Below are 20,151 nucleotides of genomic sequence, written 5' to 3' on the forward strand. Positions count from 1 at the left end.
AAGGTAAAATAACTGTAGTTAACAAATATTTCATGCTACAGTTATTTTACCTATAAGCATAAAGGAGTTTCAACTACATGACTACGATATACGAGCCCGCTATCCATCTTCAACAAGTGAGCTTTTTAGTAAAGGATAAGGCTATTTTAAAGTCCATTACCGGTTCATTTCCTAAAGGCAAAATTACAACGCTCGTTGGCCCATCTGGCGCTGGTAAAACGACCTTATTAAAAATGTGTAACGGACTATTATCACCAACTGACGGGCTTATATTCATTGACAATCAAACAATCACTACCTATGAGCCAACTACATTAAGAAAACATGTCGGAATTGCCCTTCAAGCAGCACCTATGATTGCTGGAACTGTATTTGATAATTTGGCTCTTCCACTCGCTTTACAAGGAAAAAAGCTCACACAACAAGATGCCATTCAATATTTACTAGATGTCGGGCTCGATGCCAGCTTTTTACACCGCGCTACAAATGAATTATCTGGTGGACAACGTCAAAAGGTATCCATTGCACGTACTCTTATTAATCAATCTTCTATATTATTGTTAGATGAGATAACTTCCGCATTGGACCGTCAATCTGTACAGGATATTGAAGCACTTATCGTATCATTAAATAAAAACTATAATGTTACGATTATCTGGATTACCCACAATTTACAGCAAGCGCTCACGATCGGCCATTACACATGGGTCATGATGGATGGAGAGCTTATTGAAACAGGTGAAAGCTCGTTATTGAAAGCCCCTACTCACCCAAGAGTCGCTGAATTTATACAGGGGGTAAACGCATGACTTATACTTCACTTTCGCTAACATTGATTTTTGTTTTAATCCCGCTAGTACTATCAAAGACATTTAAGCTAGGGCTTGAAAAAGACACAATTATTGCAACGATTCGCTCAATTATTCAATTGCTTGCAGTCGGCTATATTTTAAATTTTGTCTTTGGTGAAGGGAGTATTATATATATTTTTCTAATGGTGGCATTGATGATTGTGGCTGCCACTTTAAATGCCCGAAAAAAGGGAAAAGGTATTAAGGGTATTACGTGGAAAATAGTGTTTACGCTTGTAATGGTGGAAATTGTCACACAAGGCGTTTTACTCGGTTTCAACATTGTTCCTACAACTGCACAGTATATTATTCCTATTAGCGGAATGCTAATTGGCAACTCCATGGTACTATCTATTTTATTTTTAAATCGCTTTACTGCGGAAATTACAAGTCACGAAAATGAAATTGAACTCATTTTATCGCTAGGAGGTACACCAAAGCAAGCAATTCATCGCCAACTAATCAATGCGATTAAAGCGAGCATGATCCCTACCATCGAAAGTCAAAAAACGATTGGGCTTGTTCAATTACCAGGTATGATGAGTGGTCAAATTATTGGTGGTGCAGACCCTATACAAGCAGTACAATTTCAATTGTTAATTATTTTTGCCCTTTTAACAACCGCAACATTATCGAGCATAATGATAGGTTTTTTAAGCTATCCTGCGCTTTTTAACGCAAGGTTACAATTATTGGAAGTTGAATAATTGTTTTCGTGATATCATGACAATTACTATAAATATGTTATACTAGTAAGAAAAATGCAGTGAGGAGAATGACCCATGTTATTACGCGATTTTTTCATCCAATTATCTGAAAACCAACTATTAAATAGTGCTGCTAAAAAATACGGCTTAAAGTTAGGTGCCCAAAGTGTGGTAGCTGGTACTAATATAGAAGAAACAATTGCAAGCATCAAAGATTTAAACGCACATAATATCTCTTGCACGGTGGATAATCTAGGGGAATTTGTTGCCAATGAAGAAGAAGCGACAAAAGCTAAGGAACAAATCCTCGCTGTCATTGAAGCCATTCATGAAAATGGTGTGGATGCGCATATTTCGTTAAAGCCATCTCAATTAGGTTTAGACATTGATGTTGATTTTTGCTATGACAATCTATATGAGATCGTAGAAAAAGCAGCAGCTTATGATATTTTTGTTAACTTTGATATGGAAAATTACGGTCGTCTACAAACATCATTTGATATGGTGGAAGAGCTATCAAAAACATTCAACAATGTTGGAACGGTTATCCAATCATACTTTTATCGTGCAAAAGACGATATTGAAAAATTTAAAAACTACCGCTTACGTATTGTAAAGGGTGCATATAAAGAGCCTGCTGATGTAGCCTTCCAAGATAAGCTAGATATCGATTTAAACTTTATCGAATTGATTGAATATCATTTATTACATGGCAAATTTACATCGATTGCGACACATGACCATAACGTTATTGCACATGTTAAACGCTTTGTTGCAGACAATAATATTCCACTCGATAAATTTGAATTCCAAATGTTGTACGGCTTCCGCACAGATATGCAAAAAGAGCTTGCGAAAGAAGGCTATAACTTCTGTGTCTATGTACCATTTGGCGAAGATTGGTACGGTTACTTTATGCGTCGTTTAGCGGAGCGTCCGCAAAACCTTAACCTAGTTACGAAACAAGTATTTACGAAAAAAACGAATACCGTTCTTGCAGTAGCAGCTGGTGCATTCGTTCTTGGACGTTTAACAAAGCGTAAAAAGTAATAAAAAATCTTGTAGAAAAACTTATAGCGCTAACTATTGCCGTTGATTTCCGCTACGGGCGGACGCTTTCCGCGGGCACACCGTAAGCCGCAACCCTCGCTATCGCGCAGGTTGTTGCGGCTTACGTTTTGTGCTGTCCCGCAGGAGTCGCCCGCCCTCCGCTCCAATCAACTAATAAATGCATTTAACTTAGTATCAAATAACATTTCCTAACTATAAAAATAACAAGAGGCATCAAGAGTGAAATCTTGATGCCTTTAATCTTGTCACCATTTTTGGTAACTCTTTTTTTCATTTGATGGACAACTACTTTTTAAGGATTTGTTGACCAAAGGCCTGCATGTTTTAGCACAACACGTGGATGTAATTTTAATTGAGCGACCATTAAGTCTGCTAAATCTTCCGCTTGCATAACCTTTTCAGGGTTACCATCAGTTAATTGTAATTCCACTGCCATATCCGTTGCAACCGTACTTGGCGTTAATGTCACAACACGAATGTTATGTTTGCGAACTTCTAACATCAGCGATTCACTCATACCAATAACAGCCGCTTTCGAAGCACTATACGCACTCGTAATCGGAGCACCCTTTTGACCAGCGGTAGATGAAATGTTAATAATATCTCCGGAAGAACGCTCAATCATTTCAGGTAGGACGGCACGTGTTGTGTAATATACACCTTTGACATTTACATCTACAATATTCGTCCAATCTTCAGGTGAAAGCTCTAAAAACTTACCGAATTTTGAAATACCCGCATTATTTACTAAAATATCGATTGGCCCTAACTCAGCACGAATACTTTCTACTGCTGTTGTGATAGATTGCAAATTAGCTACATCCGCTGTAGCTAGTGCCACCTTGACTTCATACGCCTTTAATAAGTCAGCAACCTGTTGTAAATTTTCTAATGTGCGTCCTACAAGCCCAACATTAATGCCCTCTTTCGCAAAGGCGATGGCTGTTGCACGGCCAATACCACGACCTGCACCAGTTATTAAAGCTGTTTTACCAGTAATCGTTTGCATATATCTTGCTCCTTTATAAGTAGTGATAGAAAAATCTCTGTTGTTTAGCATACCTATTCATCCTTGAAAAGTACATCCAGAAGACTTATTTATTCCATCCTTTTTCCTTAAAGCGTGCAATCGCTTCAATCCGATTGCCCACATGAAGCTTCTCTAAAATGGTGGAAATATAGTTACGTACAGTTCCTGCCGATAAAAATAACTCAGCCGCAATTTCCTTCGTCGTTTTACCTTCTGCCACAAGTGTCAACACTTGACTTTCGCGCTCAGTTAACGGATTCTCACTATCATCCTCATAGACAAAGTCAACCAGCTCGGGTGCGTAAATGCGTTTGCCATCAACAATTGTTCGAATGGCACTAACCAATTCTTCGATAGGACTGTCCTTTAGTAAGTAACCTCGTACACCTGCTTTTCTTGCTCGTTCAAAGTAGCCAGGTCTTGCAAAAGTTGTTAATATAATAACTTTACAGTCAGAACCATGTAATTCTTCAGCCGCATCAAGCCCAGTTTTCACCGGCATTTCAATATCCATAATACAAATATCCGGCTGGTGCTCTGCTACAAGCGCCAATGCTTCCTCACCATTTTTGGCTAAACCGACAACTTCCATATCTTCCTCCATACTAAGTAAGGAACGAAGTGCGCCTAACAGCATCCCCTGGTCTTCAGCGATTACAATTCGTATCATGTCATAACCCTCTTTCCTATAGGTTCTTCAGATTTTCTGCAACCTTTTGATGTGTAATGGTCACTGGAATCGATACCGTTAAAGTAGTGCCATTTTCACTTTCTATTTTAAATGTGCCATTAATAAACTCTAATCGTTCGCGCATCCCTTTTAAGCCGTTACCTGTTTTCAATGCCTGTTTTTTCGTAATGCCTTGTCCATTATCGCGAACAATCAAATGTACTTCTTTAAAGTTTTGATGGAAGGCTATTTCACATTTGGTTGCGCCGCTATGTTTCACAATATTCGTTACGGCTTCCTTCAAACACATGGACAACACATTCTCTACAAGTGGTGGGACACGTAAGGAGTCCATATCCCCCTCAAAAACAAATTCCATTTCAGCCGCTTTTAAAATTTGAGATATACGCATAAGCTCATCTTCAAATTTATTTGTCCGCATATCCGATACTAATTCTCGAACCTCTTTTAAAGCAATACTAGCTGTTTGACGAATATCTTTTATCTCGATTAATGCTTGCTGAGGATCACGTGCAATAAGTCTAGATGCTAAATCGCTTTTTAAGCCAATCATGGATAATTTTTGACCGAGCGTATCATGTAAATCTCTTGCTATACGTTGCCGTTCCTCAAAAACAATTAATTCGGCAATACGTTCATTTGCAGTTTCTAATTGCCCTTCTAAATTTTCACGCTTATTTTTCGAATAAATTGTTAACGGTAGAAGCACCACTGCCAAAATCGTTAAAACAACAAATGGAAGCTGTGATAAAAATAAATGTAGCTCAACAAAGAAACCAAATCCTGTAGATATCACAGTAAAACCAATATGGAGGCCATACATTATGTAAAAGCCAACCGGTCTACGGATATTTCCAATGAAAAAGGCTGTAAAAATCGATAAATACACATAGCCGAACAAAATAGTCAACGTAATATTAATGACCATCTCAAAGCTAATCCACATATAAACAAGCCCGTTTTTAGCGTTCACAGAAAATCGGTAAAAAATAAAATAGAGCATTAAAAAAGTAATGCCTATTGATATTTCAATATACGATGATTTTCTAAATATAAAGAAAAACGGGAGAAAACAAAAAATAATCCATAAATAAACGCTGAGCATAGGACTATTCGGAATGATACTATGCCGTTTCCTCATCATAATCTCACGCTCTTTCCTACTTTTCCCTATATTATAACAAGAAAAGCATATTTGCGCCCGTCCATTGCCATACAGTGGCTTGCCTACGAGCCTATCCTTACTATGTAAAACAGCCACCTCCTAAGAAGAGATGGCTGTTTACGACTAAGCAGCAATACTGCCTTTCGTTTTTCGTTTTATGATTTCATTGACTTCTTTAAAAGAGACAAATTTGCCAAGTTCTTCATCGTATAATTTATAGCGTAACGATTCTAAGCTTGTACGTAACGTAATTGTAGTAGCCGTGTGTAATGGTGGCGTTTCTTTATGCGCTTTTTCAAGATTATAGTTCGGTACACGCGGAGCTAAATGGTGTACATGGTGGAAGCCGATATTACCTGTTATCCATTGTAATAATTTCGGTAATTTGTAGTATGAACTACCTTCTACCGCGGCTTTCACATAATCCCAATCAGTGTCATGCTCGAAATAAGAATCTTCGTACGTATGTTGGATATAGAATAACCAAATTCCTAATGCACCTGCGATAAATAAAGTAACACCCTGCACTAATAAAAATGCTTGCCAACCCATAGTGTAAATGAGCCCTGCACAAATGCCGGCAATAATAATATTTGTTAAATGCGTATTCATACGCTCTTTTTGCTTCGCATCTTTTCGGTTAAAACGATTTAAAACTAATACCATATATAAAGGACCTAAGCCGAACATTACAAGTGGATTACGATAAAAACGATACCATAATCGTTGACCTTTAGAAGATTGTAAATATTCTTCTACTGTCATCATATCAATATCACCAATACCACGCTTATCTAAGTTCGAGCTTGTTGCATGGTGAATTGTATGCTCACGTTTCCATTTTTCATAAGGGAACGATGTTAGTACCCCAGTTAATAAGCCAACCCAGTCGTTTGCCTTTTTGCTTTTGAAAAATGAACCGTGGGTACAATCATGGAAAATAATAAATGTTCTTACGACAAAACCAGCAGCAATAACACTTAAACCTGCAGTTAACCATGGCGAAATATCAACCAACATATAACCAGCAATCCATAGGACGATTAACGGCGCTATTGTGTTAACCATTTGAAAAACACTTTTACCTGTGTCTGATTTCGCAAATGGTGCTACATCTTGGCGCAACTTTTTCGTTTTTTCTTTATCTGTTGCCATTCCTTTTTTCCCTCGTTTCCTTTTGCTTATGATATCATCATAAAACAAGAGTATAGCGAGCAACAGACGCAAACATCATAAAAAGCATATGACATTTGTCATACTCAAAAGCCAGCGCTATAAAATTCCGCTCTCCGCTAAGGTTATTTCAACACGTTAGCGATGCTGTTGTTACTTTATTAGCGCTGCCTTTTTACTTTTCAGGTCCCGTTAAATGCAGTTGATAAAATACTAAATCCAACCATTCTCCAAATTTGTATCCCGCATTTTTAATTGTTCCTGCATATTCAAAGCCTAGCTTCTCGTGCGCCTTAATACTGCCAATATTTTCGCCATCGATACCGGCAACTAAAGTCTTCACACCCTGTTTCTCTGCGATATCAATCAATTGATGCATTAACTTACTGGCAATGCCTTTCTGATAATGCTCCTTGTGTACGTATACCGAATGCTCCATCGTATGCTTATAACCTGGATAAGGGCGGAACTGACTGTAATTTGCAAAACCCGCCACTACTCCATTTTCCTCAAAAACTAACAACGGGTTACCCGCTGCTTGGTGCTCATAAAACCATTGCTTTTTCTCATCTAATGATTGTATTTCATACCTATATACAGCTTTACTCGTTAAAATAACATCGTTATAAATAGCTAAAACCTCAGGTAAATCTTTTTCTTCCATAAATCGAATCATCCAGTTCACGTCCTCACCTAAAAAGAAATAGAACCCCACCGATAACAGCAGGGTATGCATTGCACAATAGTCCATTCGACAAGCATAAAGGAAACACGGATTTTGAGCAGGCTTGGATATTGCCCGTTCAAAATCCGTACTATCCGTTGCTCACATGTACTTTAATCGTTGACCGTTAAAGTGTTCTTCATAAAGATAAAGCATTTTTAGCAAAATTACACGTTAAAATATCTCGCATCTGGATGCGCGAAAACTATTGCAGATACGGAAGCTTCTGGCTCCATCATAAAGCCTTCTGTTAAATGAACCCCTATATCTTCTGGCTTGAGCAAACCAAATAATTTTTCTTGGTCCTCCAAGTTTGGGCATGCAGGATAGCCAAATGAGAAACGTTGCCCTTGATATTTCGCAGCAAAACGGTCTCGCATTGTGAAATCTGTGTTGTCTGGGAAGCCCCATTGATCACGAATTTCTTGGTGCATACGTTCCGCAAAGCCCTCAGCAAGCTCAAGAGCAGTTGATTGAAGGGCATGACTTTCAAGGAACTTCCCATCTTCTTTTAATTGACGAGCTGTCGCCATTACACCTTGACCAGCTGTGACAACCATCAATGCAATATAGTCCATTTCTCCACTTTCTACTGTTTTCAAGAAATCTGCTAAACACATAAATGGTTCCACCTGTTGGCGAGGGAATGTAAAGCGTTCAATTTCCGTTTTACTATCGGCAGGATCATAAACGATGACATCATCTCCATCAGCTTGTGCTGGGAAGAATTGATACAAGCCTGAAGGTTTCAATAGATCACTTTGTAAATAATCATCCACCAATGCTTTTAATTCTGTTGCTCGCGTATCCCCTGCATCTAGTAATTGTTGAACTTGTCCTTTTAGCCCTAAGTGATGCCCTAGTAATGTTCGCATATTGACATATGGATATAGATGCGACACCGAGTACTCCTTTTTCACATGACGGCGAACATCCGATGGCAGGAACACCGGTGCATCTTTCACAGTACGTACAGGCTTCACTGTAATTTCTTTAGCAGGTCGTGCTGCACGTTTTTCATCTGCTTCTAATCGTTTTTGGCGGGACTCTGCTATTTCAGCTAAAAAGTTTTCTCGCGTCTCACTACCCATTAACAGATTCACTTGCTCTAGCCCTTGCATCGCATCTTTTGAGTAAATGACAGGTCCTTCATATTCATTAGCAATTTTCGTTTCTGTAAAGCGTCGAGACAACGCCGCCCCTCCTACTAGTATCGGCACATCAATACCAGCAGCCTTAAAGTCTTGCGCAGTGATCACCATCTGCTGAGCAGATTTAACGAGTAAGCCAGATAGTCCGATGAAATCAGGTTTTTCTTTACGAATCGCTTCAATTAACTGAGCTGGCGTTACTTTAATACCTAAATCAACGACTTTGTAGCCATTATTACTTAAAATAATATCTACTAGGTTTTTACCGATATCATGCACATCACCTTTTACAGTAGCGAGCACCATTTTACCTTTGCCAGAACTGTCCTCATTTTTTTCCATAAATTGTTCAAGATGTGCTACAGCAGCCTTCATAACACCCGCTGATTGTAATACTTCTGCAACGATAAGCTGATTATCGTTGAATAAACGACCAACCTCAGCCATCCCTTCCATCAGCGGCCCATTAATAATATCAAGCGGCGCCTCAAAAATTTCACGAGCGGCATCTAAGTCTTCAATAAGCCCCTCTTTTGTTCCTTCTAAAATATAGTAAGCTAAGCGCCCTTCCACCGTTTTCGGAATATCCGCTTCTGTTTTCTCTTTCTTTTTATCACGATAAAAATCAGTGAAAACCGCTAATGTTTCATCATTTGTATTAAACAATAGATCATTTGCTAGCTTAATTTCCGCTTCAGGAATCGATGCATAACGCTCTAATTTCTCTGTATTTACAATCGCGTAATCCAAGCCCGCCTGTGTACAGTGATATAAATAAACAGCGTTCAGAACTTCACGACCCACTGGTGGTAAGCCGAAAGAAATATTACTGACACCGAGTACCGTTAACGTACGTGGCATTTTTTCTTTGATAAGACGAATGCCCTCAATTGTTTCAAGTGCTGATCCAATATATTGTTCATCTCCAGTACCTACCGGGAACATTAACGGGTCAAAAATAATATCTTCAGGAGCCAAGCCCCATTTCTCCGTTAATAATTGATAAGAACGCTCAGCAATTTCTAATTTACGATGACGATCTACTGCCATCCCCTGCTCATCAATCGTACCAACAACTAAAGAAGCACCATATTTTTTCACTAATGGCATTACGGCGTCAAAACGTTCTTCTCCATCCTCTAGGTTAATAGAGTTAATGATGGCTTTCCCTTGAGAAAATTTCAATGCTTCCTCAATTACTTTTTCATCTGTGGAGTCGATAACAAGTGGAACCTTAACTTTTTTCACAACTTCCTGCATAAATCCACGCATATCCGCCAATTCATCTCGGTCAGGGTTCGCTAAACAAATATCGATAACATGTGCACCATTTTTCACTTGCGCACGAGCAATTTCTGCCGCTTCCTCATATTTACCATCAATGATTAAATTTTTAAATTTTCGAGAGCCAATAACATTTGTTCGTTCCCCAATAAATAATGGGCGCATTGAATCATCGTACACTAAAGGTTCAATACCCGATACGACATGACCATGTGTAGCTTCAGGTAATGGACGTGGCTTTTCGTCCTTTAGTACTTCTCTAATTGCTGCAATATGGGCTGGTGTTGTCCCACAACAACCACCGACAATATTCAGCCAGCCTTTTTCAGCAAAACCTTTTAATTTTTGTGATAAGGATTCGGGTGATTCATGATAACAACCTTCCTCATCCGGTAAACCAGCATTCGGATAACAGCTAATATAACCAGTAGAAAGCTCCGCTAGTGAACGAATATGATCGGTCATAAATTCTGGACCAGTTGCACAGTTTAAACCGACTGAAAGCGGCTTAATATGTTCGATTGATATGTAAAAAGCATCAATTGTTTGCCCTGCTAATGTTGTACCCATCGGTTCAATCGTGCCGGAAATCATCACCGGTAATTCTTTGCCCGTCTCTTTAAACGCACGTGACACCCCTAGTGTCCCCGCTTTTACATTGAGCATATCCTGACTCGTTTCTAGTAGCAGTACATCTGAACCTGCTTCAATTAGAGCCTTTGCCTGTACATAAAAGTTTTCTTCTAGTTCATCAAAGGTAATACCGCCAGTGACTGATAATGTTTTCGTCGTTGGGCCCATCGCTCCGGCAACGAAACGTGGCCATTCTGGAGTAGAAAACTCATCCACTACTTTGCGTGCAATTTCCACCGCACGTTTATTAATCTCTTCCGCATTAGCCCCAAGATTATATTCATTTAATACGAGAGGTGTACCGCCAAACGTATTTGTACAAATGATATCCGCACCAGCTTCTAAATATTTTCGATGAACCTTTTCAAGCACATCGGGTCTAGTTAATACAAGATTCTCGTTACAACCATCAAGCTCCTCACCACCAAAATCTTCTGCTGATAAGTTTTCATTTTGAAGCATTGTACCCATTGCGCCATCCAGAATTAAAATTCGTTTCTCTAGTTGCTCTTCAATCAAGTGCTTAGCCATCTATACTTACTCCTTTTTTCTGTTCATCCAATTGTCCGATAAATTTCATTAATTCAAGCGTCATATCATAGCGTAAAAACGGTGTAATTAAATAAATACCATTAAAATATTCTGCCGCTACTTCTACTAACTCTTTGGCAATTGCAATCCCTTCTAATGTTGAACGTTCTTTATCTTCACCACACGCCTTCATACGTGCTAGTGCATCGTCTGATAATTTAATCCCTGGTACTTCATGATGTAAAAACTCGGCGCTCTTATAGCTCGTTACTGGCATAATACCAATATAAATTGGGGCGTCTAAATGCTTTGTTGCCTCATAAATTTCCACAATTTTTTCTTTTGTATAAACAGGTTGAGAAATAAAATAATCCGCACCATGTTCAATCTTTTTCTCTAAGCGTGCTACTGCACGATCTAATACACGAACATTCGGGTTAAATGCTGCCGCAACAGAAAAGTTTGCTTTCTTACGAAGTGGCTTACCGGAAAATGATATCCCCTCATTCAACTGTTTAATTAATTGAATAAGCTCCATGGATGAAACATCATAAACACTTGTGGCACCTGGGAAGTCTCCTACCTTTGTTGGATCTCCAGTAACCGCTAAAATATCATGAATGCCAAGTGCATTTAAGCCCATTAAATGGGATTGTAGACCAATTAAGTTACGGTCACGGCACGTAATATGCGTCAACGGTCGTACACCATGTGTCTCCTTTAATAACGCACCCATAGCGACATTACTAATGCGGGGAGATGCAAGCGAATTATCAGCCATCATCACGACATCTGCACCTGCTTCATATAATTTTTTTGCCCCTTGAATAAAACCGTCAATTTCTAGATGTCTCGGAGTGTCTAACTCTACGATAACCGAACGTTCGCGCTTCACCTTTTCATGTAGCGGTTCATATGTCGCAGGTTCCGCTTCCCGCACAATCTCTACTTTTTCAGGTTTCGTATACTTTGCTTCAACAGGCGTTAACTCTTCTAAATATTTCTTCGCAGCTGCTATATGTTTAGGTGTCGTACCACAACATCCACCGATTAAACGAACACCTTGGTCACGCAATGCAACTGCTGCTCGGCCAAAATAATCAGCTTCTGACTCATAAACGACACGCCCATCCTCTAAATCTAGTAGCGATGCATTTGGATATGCTGACATAAATGCTTTATCAGGAAGCTCCACACCTTCAAATGCTTGAATTGTATGATGGGGACCTAAACGACAATTGACGCCTACTACATCTGCACCAAGAGCTTGTAACTCATGTAATGCTTGATTTAACGTCATTCCATTTTGCAACACACCCGGCTCATGCATGGATACTTGTGCAATAATCGGTAACTCTGTTTTGCCACGTAACATTTTTAACGTTGCACTTAACTCTTCAAAATCATAATACGTTTCAAGTAAAAGACCATCAGGATTGCCAGCAAGTAACACATTTGCTTGTTCTTCAACAGTCAATAATATTTCCTCTAAAGTAGCATCACTTTTACGAATGCCACGGATGCCCCCAATTGTCCCTAAAACAAATTGCCCGCCATCAGCTGCCGCTCGTTTTGCAATCGTGATTGCCGCTTCATTATATTGTTGAACCCGTGATTCTAAGCCGTAACGCGCTAATTTAATCGCATTTGCACCGTAAGTATTGGTCTGAATGACATCTGCACCAGCAGCTATATATTCTCTATGAATTTTTTCAATTAACTCCGGTCTCTGTACATTCATTTCCTCATGACAGTACTCTAAGCCGTAGCCATATAATACAGTACCAATGGCTCCATCCGCGGTAAGCACATGTGTTTTTAACTTTTCTAGCAATCCCATAAATCGTAGCCCTCTCTTTCCTTGTATCCAAAATATAAAAAGCCTTCTTTTACAAAAAAGAAGGCTTTAACGAATCGCAATTGTTGTTCCTTCTCATCTTCGACCAAAAAGGTCTTCTGGATTTAGCACCTGACATAAGTTGGTTGCTGAAGCTTCATAGGGCCAGTCCCTCTGCTTCTCTTGATAAGAATGTAGTATGAATTTTTCAAATAATTAAAAGAATCATATCGTTTACAGACGATAGAGTCAAGACTATTTCACTTAACAAAGGAGATTTCTCCCGAAAAAAATATTATTTTAGTTTTAACTTCACTGTTATTCTAGTTTTTCCGCAAGCGATTCGCCTATTTTTTTACCATTTTGAATACAAGCACCAATACCTACGCCGAAGTATGAGCAACCCGCTATCGATAAATTGGGATACCGTTCTGCAAGCTCCGCTGTTAAGCCTTGCAACGCCTCATGATGTGCCAAATCGTATTTTGGCATTTGATCGATCCATTTGGCTACATTTACAACCATTGGTTTTTCATCAATGCCTAAACTTTTCTTTACATCTTCTAATGCTACAGCTGTCAATTCTTCATCTGTCATCATACGTAATGTTTCATACGCAGGGTTAATGCTCTTATAAAAGAGGCGCACAAGCAATTTACTATTAGCAGATGTATGTTTCCATTTTCGGCTTGTCCATGTTGCGGCATTGCATTGCACATTCGAGTTATGTGACACAATAAAGCCTGTCCCATCTGCTGGTAGCACTGCGTCCGGTACATCAAAGCCTAGGTAAATGGTGATGGCAGAGGCTGTAGTAAATTCTTTAAAATAGCGATCCAAAGATGGGTCCTGTAATAAGCTTTGCACGACTTCATTTGGCAGTGCTAATACTACGTGCTCAGCCTCAATCATGCTCCCATCTGCTAATGTGATTGTATAATGTTCTTCATGTTTTTTTACATTGGTTGTTGCTACGCCTTTAATAATTTCTACATTTGTTAACGTTTCTTCAAGACGATGGATAAGTGATGATAAGCCCTGTTTAAACGAAATAAACTTTTTGTTGGAAGCTTTCACAAATTGTTCGCGATTTGCCTCAAAACCTTTAATAATACTACCGTACTCATTTTTATAGTCGATTATGTACGGTAAGGTAGATGCTATCGACAGTTGATGGAGGTCACCCGAATATACCCCAGCTAATACTGGTGCAATTTGATTTTGTACAAGTTCTTCCCCTAAGTAATATGTTAAAAACTCACCGATTGAGCTGTCCTTAGTAAAGCCTTTATTCGGCATTGTTAAATCTTGTAATGCCTGTTGTTTACCCGCTTCTGATACTAGTGTACTCGCTTCAAGAGACGCTAAACTCATTGGAATACCGAATGTTGAATCAGCAGGGATCGCATGTAATTCGTCGTTTGTATAGATATAAGATACCCCTGTTTCGTTGTACACTAGCTCCTGTTCAAAATTAAGCTCCTGCACCAGCTCCATGACCCCTTTATGACGAGCCACAATCGAGTCAGCACCCGTTTCCATAATGAATCCTTGCTCATAAGCGGAATGTAACTTACCACCTAAGTATGGATTTTTCTCAACAAGCACTAGTTTGACATCTATGTTTTTTTGCAATACTTGGCGTTGTAAATAATGCATCGTACATAAACCAGTAATGCCGCCACCTAATACAACTATTGTTTTCATAAAGTATCGCCCCTAATTCGTTATTTCTCTCCTTATTAGTATAAACTTTTTTCACAAACAATAACGTTCAACCCATTACAAATTTAGCAACACTATATATAAAGTGTCAGGCACTCAAACAATTTCAAATTGTTTGAGTGCCTGACACCTAGTTTAAGTTTTGTGCGACATTTGCTAATTTGTCAGCTGAATTTGTTACTTCATTAAATGCTAGCCCAAGCTCATGAAGGACCTGAGCAACGGCCTGAACCTCTTTTTCCATAAGGTCATTTTGACACTTAGCTTGTGTCATCGCATCTAAAATTTTATTAAACTGTCCTTCAGTTTGAGCCATGTTCTCCTCACCTGAAGCAACCTCTGCCTGAATATTACTAAGCGAATATGCCAGTTTAGACGTTCGCTCTGTCGTTTTTTCTAATAATTTTGCAACGGATGTAACAGATTCTTTCGTTTGACTAGACAATTTACGTACTTCCTCTGCCACAACACTAAAGCCTTTCCCCGCCTCTCCAGCGCGGGCTGCTTCAATAGCTGCATTTAAAGCAAGCAGATTTGTTTGGTTGGCAATGTTCGTTACAACATTCATAATCGCTTCCATTTCTTTCGACATATCCGTTAATTGTTTAATATTATCCGTAATATCATCCACTGATTGAATAATATTACACATATTTTGAGATTGATGTTGTAAGCATTCGCGACCTTCTATTGCTTGACTTTCTGCTAACGTACTCACCTGAAGCGATTTTTTTGCCAATTGCTTAATTTCATGTGATTGATTATTTAATAGATGGAAGGAGGCATTTGTTTCTTGTGAAATGGTCGCTAATCCTTCTGACGATTCCACAATTTTTTTCTCAACTGCTTCTTTCTCACGTTCAACGTTTTCCTTCAGTTGCTCAATTGTACTTTCAAACGCTTCTAATACAAGTTGCTGCTCGAAATTAGAAATTTTAGAAATTGCTCGTATTGTATTCAATTGGTCTTTCGGATGCACTACATGTTCTTCAACTAAATCAATAAATGACATGGTTAAATCTTGGAAAGCACAAATATACCATTGTGTTCTCAGTCCGATATGTACATGCACTTTTGCGATACTTACTCGTCTTTTATAAAATTCCTCATCAATTGTACCGTTAAACATTTCTATAATATGACGACGCAATGTGACCTTCAATTTATCCACAGAACTATGTTTATTAATAATGTCTACTAAACTATGCTCAGTTCCAATCATTTCATAAAACCGGTCAACGATGTGATTTATGTTGTCCTCAACAAATGGTTTAAAAGCTTTTAAATATTGTAAATCTTCTTTTGTCAAATTTAGCATTTCAATTTGCTTAACCAGTGTTCGAGAGTTCGGAACATCCATTGTCACCGAGTATTGCTGTAAATCTAACGTCATTGCCTTTTTCTGTTTTTGAAAAATCACACTTTTCCCTCTTTCATTACGTGTTCTTTTGAAAAGCTGAGCAAAAATCCCATTTCCGTTTACCCAAATATATTGACAAATCTATGAAAAGATACCACAACCACTAATAAATTTACAAGAAAATAATATAACAAAATAACATCATAATAATCAGTAATTCATCATTTTTCATTATTAAAATCACTCATATACATTATACATTTTTAATATAATTGTCAATTTATTATATCCTATATTTTACCATTAGTTAGCATACAATTTAAAAGTAAACTAAATGGTTTTCAACTGTTAAATTGCAATAAAACGCTGTCACAATTTTTTTCAGTAGCTATTTCTACGGTATTTATTAGAATTTACGTATTCCGTCTGCAACACTACATGTAATATTAAGTATCTTTAATTTCAATATCTCCCCTCCGGCAATTTATTAAGAGTCCTTTATCCTGTTTTTTTATTTAAAAATGAATACAATTAACCATTGTAAATTTTGTTAATAAATAGAACAAAATAACCATTCCACTAATAGCCCCCTGTAAAAATGGACTCTCCCCAAATCATTTTTCTATGTATAGATGTATGATCACTATTTGCCCTTCCACCACAATAAAAAACCGCAACGCCTAGTTCATAGCTAACCGTTACGGGTAAATTTCAATATCATAAAATTTCAAATTTAAAGCTCTTCTAATTCTTCTAGTAAAACCGTTGCTTCTTCTATACCTGCTTCTGCCGCAAGTCCATACCATTTTTTCGCTTCTTTAATATTACGTGGTATTCCCTCACCTTTGTTATAAATATGACCAAGCTGCAATTTTGCTTCAGGGTCTCCTTGGAGTGAGGCTTGTTTGAACCAATGAATACCTTTTTCAATATTACGAATCCCCGTTAAACCCTTGCTCCAAATAAAGCCCAAATCATAAAATGCATCTACATGATATTGTTCAGCCGCTCTTTCAAACCAATATAAACCACGATTTATATCCCGCGCTTGCACTAAGTGGCCTTCTAAATAAATCCCACCTAGTCTGTATTGCGCTTCAACATACCCTGCCTCAGCCGAATTTTTATAAAAGGTAAATGCTTTCTCTTCATCTATTGCAACACCTAACCCTTGTTCATGCATAAGACCTAATGTAAACATTGCCTCTGCCACCCCTTGTGCGGCAGCAATCTCGAACCAATGTTTAGCAAGTGACATATTTTCTGGTACACTCTCACCATTCAAATACATATCCGCTAAATTATTGGCCGCATCTGCATGCCCTTGTTGCGCTGCAGCTTCGTATAACTTAAAAGCACGATCATAACTCTCTTCTACACCAATTCCCTCAAAATAATAGTTGCCAAGAGCATATTGGGCATTCGCATTATCTTGTTTTGCCGCTAATTCAAACCACTTAATCGACTTTTTCGGTTGGAAAAATGTATCCTCATTTGCACTATAATATTCTCCAAGTTCAAATTGGACATCTGCATCTTGTTCTTCAATCGCAGCTTTGTATAAATCGATGATTTCTTCATGGTCTAAATCTTCTTCTTCAAAAACAGCAACTGTTTCGTCCTGATGTGTAAAATACCATTCCAGGACATCCAGGACATCATCAACAACCTCCGTTGTATAAGCTAACTTCTCTAAGGAAGTAATTTGCCATATTAAAATATATATCGGGAGTGGGATTGCCTCACGCAATACATCATCATATTCTGCTAACAGCGTTAGTACATTGTCTTGCACTGTTTGTGTTTGCTCAGGATGTACTATTTGTAAGTGTCGCTGTTGTTTTTTTCTTAGCAATCCCTGAATAACTTGATAGAGCATTTTTTGCAAGGTTGTCAGTTGTACTTCATCCAATACGAGTAAAGTGAGGTTTTGTGCAAACCATGTATTCTGTATATTTGTTAATTGTTGTAAGGACTGCGTTCGCTCCTTATTTTGCTTTGCTAAAAATTGCCCGTACATTTCATTTCCCCCCTTGCACACTATGTAAAAAAACTGCCTTGCTATTATTATATGGAAGGCAGTTCAAGAATGGTTACACATATGCTCTTAACATTAGTCCTATAAATAACGTAATGACGAAAAAGAGCGTTATATGTCCCCATTTATACATTTCTAACAAACCGATAAATTCACGAGTAAAAGCGTTAGGTATATAATATAACGCCGTTTTAGAGCCTACACCTTGTGCATCAAGCTTTGCCCTTCTTGCATAAATACTCGCTCGAAATACATGAAAATTATTCGTAACAAAAAGTGAACGGTACTCTTTCCCTTGCGCATGCGCATCCATAATCGCTTTAGAGAACGCCATATTTTGCTCTGTATTTGTCGACCGATCTTCCATCAATATTTTCCGATTCGGTATTTGATGTTTATCTATCATATATGTTTCCATCGCAAACGCTTCTGAAACTTGTTCATCGCGCCCTTGCCCACCCGAGACGATAATAAAAGGTCGCTCTCCATATTTTTTATATTGCTTGACTGCCTCATCTAAACGGCTTGCTAATAGAGGAGGAACTTTATCACCAATAAGGCCAGATCCCAGCACAAGAATATAATCAGGTTCATATGTTATCGGTGCAAAATGATAAATGATAGCGTAGACCATCACACTTGTATATAAAAATACTGTATAAGCAAAAATCAAAAACGCATAAAAGAAAAGAATATGCCAAAGAGGATTTTCAATATTCGTAAAGAATACGAAAACATAGCCAATCATCATTGCAAAGAAAACCAAGCCAAACACAGCTAGTAATACATTTTGAAATCTTCGTCCTTCTTTTTCAAGCAGGATTTTACTATTGAAAAACATCGCAATGGATAGTATTAACATGATACCTGGTATAATACCGAACAACGTCATGATACCCATTTTGGACACAATACCTTGTTCGTTAATAAATAAATCATAACGTGTTGTCATACCTACAAATACATTCAACCCTATTAAGCCTAAAACGACAGCGTTAATAAAGCGTCTTTTTTCTGTAATATACAGCATTAAAAATATTGAAATTAATAATGTCATTGTTGGAAGCACTGCATTTACTCCTTTCCTTCCTTTCTATTCCCATTCAGCAGTATGCTGACACTACTTGTTCATATATTGCAAATTTCCTAAATTACAGGTAGTGAATATTTTATTTTTCACTATAGTTCATGTAAAATTACTATTAAGAACTATTTTATGATAAAACAAAAAAATATTTTGGAGGAATGTAAGTAATGAAAAAAATTCTTGCTGCTCTTTTTGCAGCGACACTAATGTTTGCATCAGTTGGCGCAACACTATTCATATCAGACACACCAACTGCAGAAGCGAAATCATATAAGTCAGGTAAAAAAGGCTTCTCAAACAACAACAATAGCTCAAATATCCAAAAATCTCAGGATAATTCTAAAGACCAAAATAATGCTACAACAAATAAAAATAATACTTCTACAAACAAAACAGATTCAACTACTGCAAAAAAAGGTGGCTTTTTCTCTGGTGGCCTTATGAAGGGCTTAATGCTAGGTGGTTTAGCAGGTTTACTATTCGGTAGTCTATTTAGTAGTTTAGGTATGCTTGGTAATATTTTAGGTTTATTAATTAATATCGCTGCTATTGCTGTAATTGTGATGCTTGTCGTGAAAATTATCAATATGTTTAAAGACAAAAAGCGTAAAGAACAGGAAGCTACACAATGGCACAAATAATTAACGAGCAAGATATTATCAATGCAATTTGTCTTTCACAGGCTTACCATCTAAATGTTCGCCCTGAAGACGTACTTGTTGAGCTAACGTACGAAGATGAGACAGGCTTCGGCGCGGAAGTCGAAACAAACGGTCAAATCGAAGTATTGAATACCGCTGCTATGATTGGCGCATTACGTGTATGGATTAAAGACGTCCTACACGGCGATCCTTTCTCAACTGGTATTGAGCTAATTTTAGATGATGAAGAAGGCATTATTGCCAAACTATCATAGTTTAAAATCCATTAGGTCTGTTGAGTTTGTCCAGATTATTCAAGCATTAGTCTGTGACATCTACTGAAAGACCACTCATAGTTCAGCGTTGATTTAACACTCATTCCTGACTTATTGAAGTAGAGTACCTCTACTCACTATGAAAACAAATAGCCGTTCAATAAATCTTCTTAATGG

The 20,151-nt window shown here is 38.0% G+C and carries 16 protein-coding genes and 1 riboswitch; of the genes, 5 read left to right on the forward strand and 11 right to left on the reverse strand.

Features of this window, described 5'->3' with window-relative positions; genetic code table 11:
• Positions 1-77: 77 nt before the first annotated feature.
• The 3 genes from C9J37_RS13415 to C9J37_RS13425 all read left to right on the forward strand — a co-directional run bounded on the left by C9J37_RS13415 (position 78) and on the right by C9J37_RS13425 (position 2,608).
• A complete protein-coding gene (locus C9J37_RS13415) occupies positions 78-809 on the forward strand; it encodes an ABC transporter ATP-binding protein (protein WP_107895735.1) in 732 nt (243 codons plus the stop codon).
• A complete protein-coding gene (locus tag C9J37_RS13420) occupies positions 806-1,558 on the forward strand; it encodes an ABC transporter permease (protein ID WP_107895736.1) in 753 nt (250 codons plus the stop codon). Before C9J37_RS13415 ends, C9J37_RS13420 begins: the two co-directional genes overlap by 4 nt.
• Before the next feature lie 75 nt (positions 1,559-1,633).
• Positions 1,634-2,608 (forward strand): proline dehydrogenase family protein, encoded by a 975-nt coding sequence (locus C9J37_RS13425; RefSeq protein ID WP_107895737.1) that lies wholly within the window; start codon positions 1,634-1,636, stop codon positions 2,606-2,608.
• Between the two features lie 313 nt (positions 2,609-2,921).
• Here C9J37_RS13425 and C9J37_RS13430 read toward each other — a convergent pair whose 3' ends face one another.
• The 11 genes from C9J37_RS13430 to C9J37_RS13480 form a co-directional block, all read right to left on the reverse strand.
• On the reverse strand, positions 2,922-3,638 hold the full coding sequence (locus C9J37_RS13430) for a 3-ketoacyl-ACP reductase (protein WP_107895738.1): 717 nt from the start codon (positions 3,636-3,638) through the stop codon (positions 2,922-2,924).
• Positions 3,639-3,723: 85 nt separating this feature from the next.
• Positions 3,724-4,329 carry a response regulator transcription factor gene (locus tag C9J37_RS13435; protein ID WP_103978022.1) on the reverse strand — a complete coding sequence of 202 codons (606 nt, stop codon included), beginning with the start codon at positions 4,327-4,329 and terminating at the stop codon, positions 3,724-3,726.
• A 16-nt stretch (positions 4,330-4,345) separates the two neighbouring features.
• A complete protein-coding gene (locus tag C9J37_RS13440; RefSeq protein ID WP_428842486.1) occupies positions 4,346-5,491 on the reverse strand; it encodes a sensor histidine kinase in 1,146 nt (381 codons plus the stop codon).
• A gap of 147 nt (positions 5,492-5,638) precedes the next feature.
• Positions 5,639-6,670, reverse strand: a complete 1,032-nt coding sequence (locus C9J37_RS13445) for a Delta(5) desaturase DesA (RefSeq protein WP_024363969.1) — start codon at positions 6,668-6,670, stop codon at positions 5,639-5,641.
• A 193-nt stretch (positions 6,671-6,863) separates the two neighbouring features.
• The gene (locus C9J37_RS13450) at positions 6,864-7,364 is read right to left on the reverse strand and encodes a GNAT family N-acetyltransferase (RefSeq protein WP_107895740.1); all 501 of its coding nucleotides are present in this window, start codon (positions 7,362-7,364) and stop codon (positions 6,864-6,866) included.
• A gap of 215 nt (positions 7,365-7,579) precedes the next feature.
• Entirely contained in the window at positions 7,580-11,011 is a 3,432-nt protein-coding gene (gene metH / locus C9J37_RS13455) for a methionine synthase (RefSeq protein WP_107895741.1), read from the reverse strand.
• A complete protein-coding gene (locus C9J37_RS13460; RefSeq protein ID WP_107895742.1) occupies positions 11,004-12,851 on the reverse strand; it encodes a bifunctional homocysteine S-methyltransferase/methylenetetrahydrofolate reductase in 1,848 nt (615 codons plus the stop codon). Before C9J37_RS13460 ends, metH begins: the two co-directional genes overlap by 8 nt.
• Before the next feature lie 90 nt (positions 12,852-12,941).
• Positions 12,942-13,041, reverse strand: a riboswitch (SAM riboswitch).
• Positions 13,042-13,166: 125 nt separating this feature from the next.
• The gene (locus tag C9J37_RS13465; protein ID WP_107895743.1) at positions 13,167-14,555 is read right to left on the reverse strand and encodes a protoporphyrinogen oxidase; all 1,389 of its coding nucleotides are present in this window, start codon (positions 14,553-14,555) and stop codon (positions 13,167-13,169) included.
• Between the two features lie 148 nt (positions 14,556-14,703).
• Entirely contained in the window at positions 14,704-15,993 is a 1,290-nt protein-coding gene (locus C9J37_RS13470) for a globin-coupled sensor protein (protein WP_107895744.1), read from the reverse strand.
• A 673-nt stretch (positions 15,994-16,666) separates the two neighbouring features.
• Entirely contained in the window at positions 16,667-17,953 is a 1,287-nt protein-coding gene (locus C9J37_RS13475; protein ID WP_107895745.1) for an SEL1-like repeat protein, read from the reverse strand.
• A 73-nt stretch (positions 17,954-18,026) separates the two neighbouring features.
• Complete coding sequence (locus C9J37_RS13480) at positions 18,027-19,040, reverse strand: YdcF family protein (protein ID WP_107895746.1); 1,014 nt, start codon at positions 19,038-19,040, stop codon at positions 18,027-18,029.
• A 185-nt stretch (positions 19,041-19,225) separates the two neighbouring features.
• Here C9J37_RS13480 and C9J37_RS13485 point away from each other — a divergent pair, with 185 nt between their 5' ends.
• Both C9J37_RS13485 and C9J37_RS13490 read left to right on the forward strand, forming a co-directional pair.
• Complete coding sequence (locus tag C9J37_RS13485) at positions 19,226-19,699, forward strand: hypothetical protein (RefSeq protein WP_107895747.1); 474 nt, start codon at positions 19,226-19,228, stop codon at positions 19,697-19,699.
• Positions 19,687-19,974, forward strand: a complete 288-nt coding sequence (locus tag C9J37_RS13490; RefSeq protein WP_024363960.1) for a DUF2653 family protein — start codon at positions 19,687-19,689, stop codon at positions 19,972-19,974. Before C9J37_RS13485 ends, C9J37_RS13490 begins: the two co-directional genes overlap by 13 nt.
• The last annotated feature ends 177 nt before the right edge of the window (positions 19,975-20,151 follow it).

It is taken from the genome of Lysinibacillus mangiferihumi (assembly GCF_003049665.1).
Lineage (GTDB): Bacteria > Bacillota > Bacilli > Bacillales_A > Planococcaceae > Lysinibacillus > Lysinibacillus mangiferihumi.

Excerpts from the sequence above, each read along its gene's own strand:
- C9J37_RS13415 (WP_107895735.1), top strand. The coding sequence starts at position 78 with ATGACTACGATATACGAGCCCGCTATCCATCTTCAACAAGTGAGCTTT.
- C9J37_RS13420 (WP_107895736.1), top strand. The coding sequence starts at position 806 with ATGACTTATACTTCACTTTCGCTAACATTGATTTTTGTTTTAATCCCG.
- C9J37_RS13425 (WP_107895737.1), top strand. The coding sequence starts at position 1,634 with ATGTTATTACGCGATTTTTTCATCCAATTATCTGAAAACCAACTATTA.
- C9J37_RS13430 (WP_107895738.1), bottom strand. The coding sequence starts at position 3,638 with ATGCAAACGATTACTGGTAAAACAGCTTTAATAACTGGTGCAGGTCGT.
- C9J37_RS13435 (WP_103978022.1), bottom strand. The coding sequence starts at position 4,329 with ATGATACGAATTGTAATCGCTGAAGACCAGGGGATGCTGTTAGGCGCA.
- C9J37_RS13440 (WP_428842486.1), bottom strand. The coding sequence starts at position 5,491 with ATGAGGAAACGGCATAGTATCATTCCGAATAGTCCTATGCTCAGCGTT.
- C9J37_RS13445 (WP_024363969.1), bottom strand. The coding sequence starts at position 6,670 with ATGGCAACAGATAAAGAAAAAACGAAAAAGTTGCGCCAAGATGTAGCA.
- C9J37_RS13450 (WP_107895740.1), bottom strand. The coding sequence starts at position 7,364 with ATGATTCGATTTATGGAAGAAAAAGATTTACCTGAGGTTTTAGCTATT.
- metH (WP_107895741.1), bottom strand. The coding sequence starts at position 11,011 with ATGGCTAAGCACTTGATTGAAGAGCAACTAGAGAAACGAATTTTAATT.
- C9J37_RS13460 (WP_107895742.1), bottom strand. The coding sequence starts at position 12,851 with ATGGGATTGCTAGAAAAGTTAAAAACACATGTGCTTACCGCGGATGGA.
- C9J37_RS13465 (WP_107895743.1), bottom strand. The coding sequence starts at position 14,555 with ATGAAAACAATAGTTGTATTAGGTGGCGGCATTACTGGTTTATGTACG.
- C9J37_RS13475 (WP_107895745.1), bottom strand. The coding sequence starts at position 17,953 with ATGTACGGGCAATTTTTAGCAAAGCAAAATAAGGAGCGAACGCAGTCC.
- C9J37_RS13485 (WP_107895747.1), top strand. The coding sequence starts at position 19,226 with ATGAAAAAAATTCTTGCTGCTCTTTTTGCAGCGACACTAATGTTTGCA.
- C9J37_RS13490 (WP_024363960.1), top strand. The coding sequence starts at position 19,687 with ATGGCACAAATAATTAACGAGCAAGATATTATCAATGCAATTTGTCTT.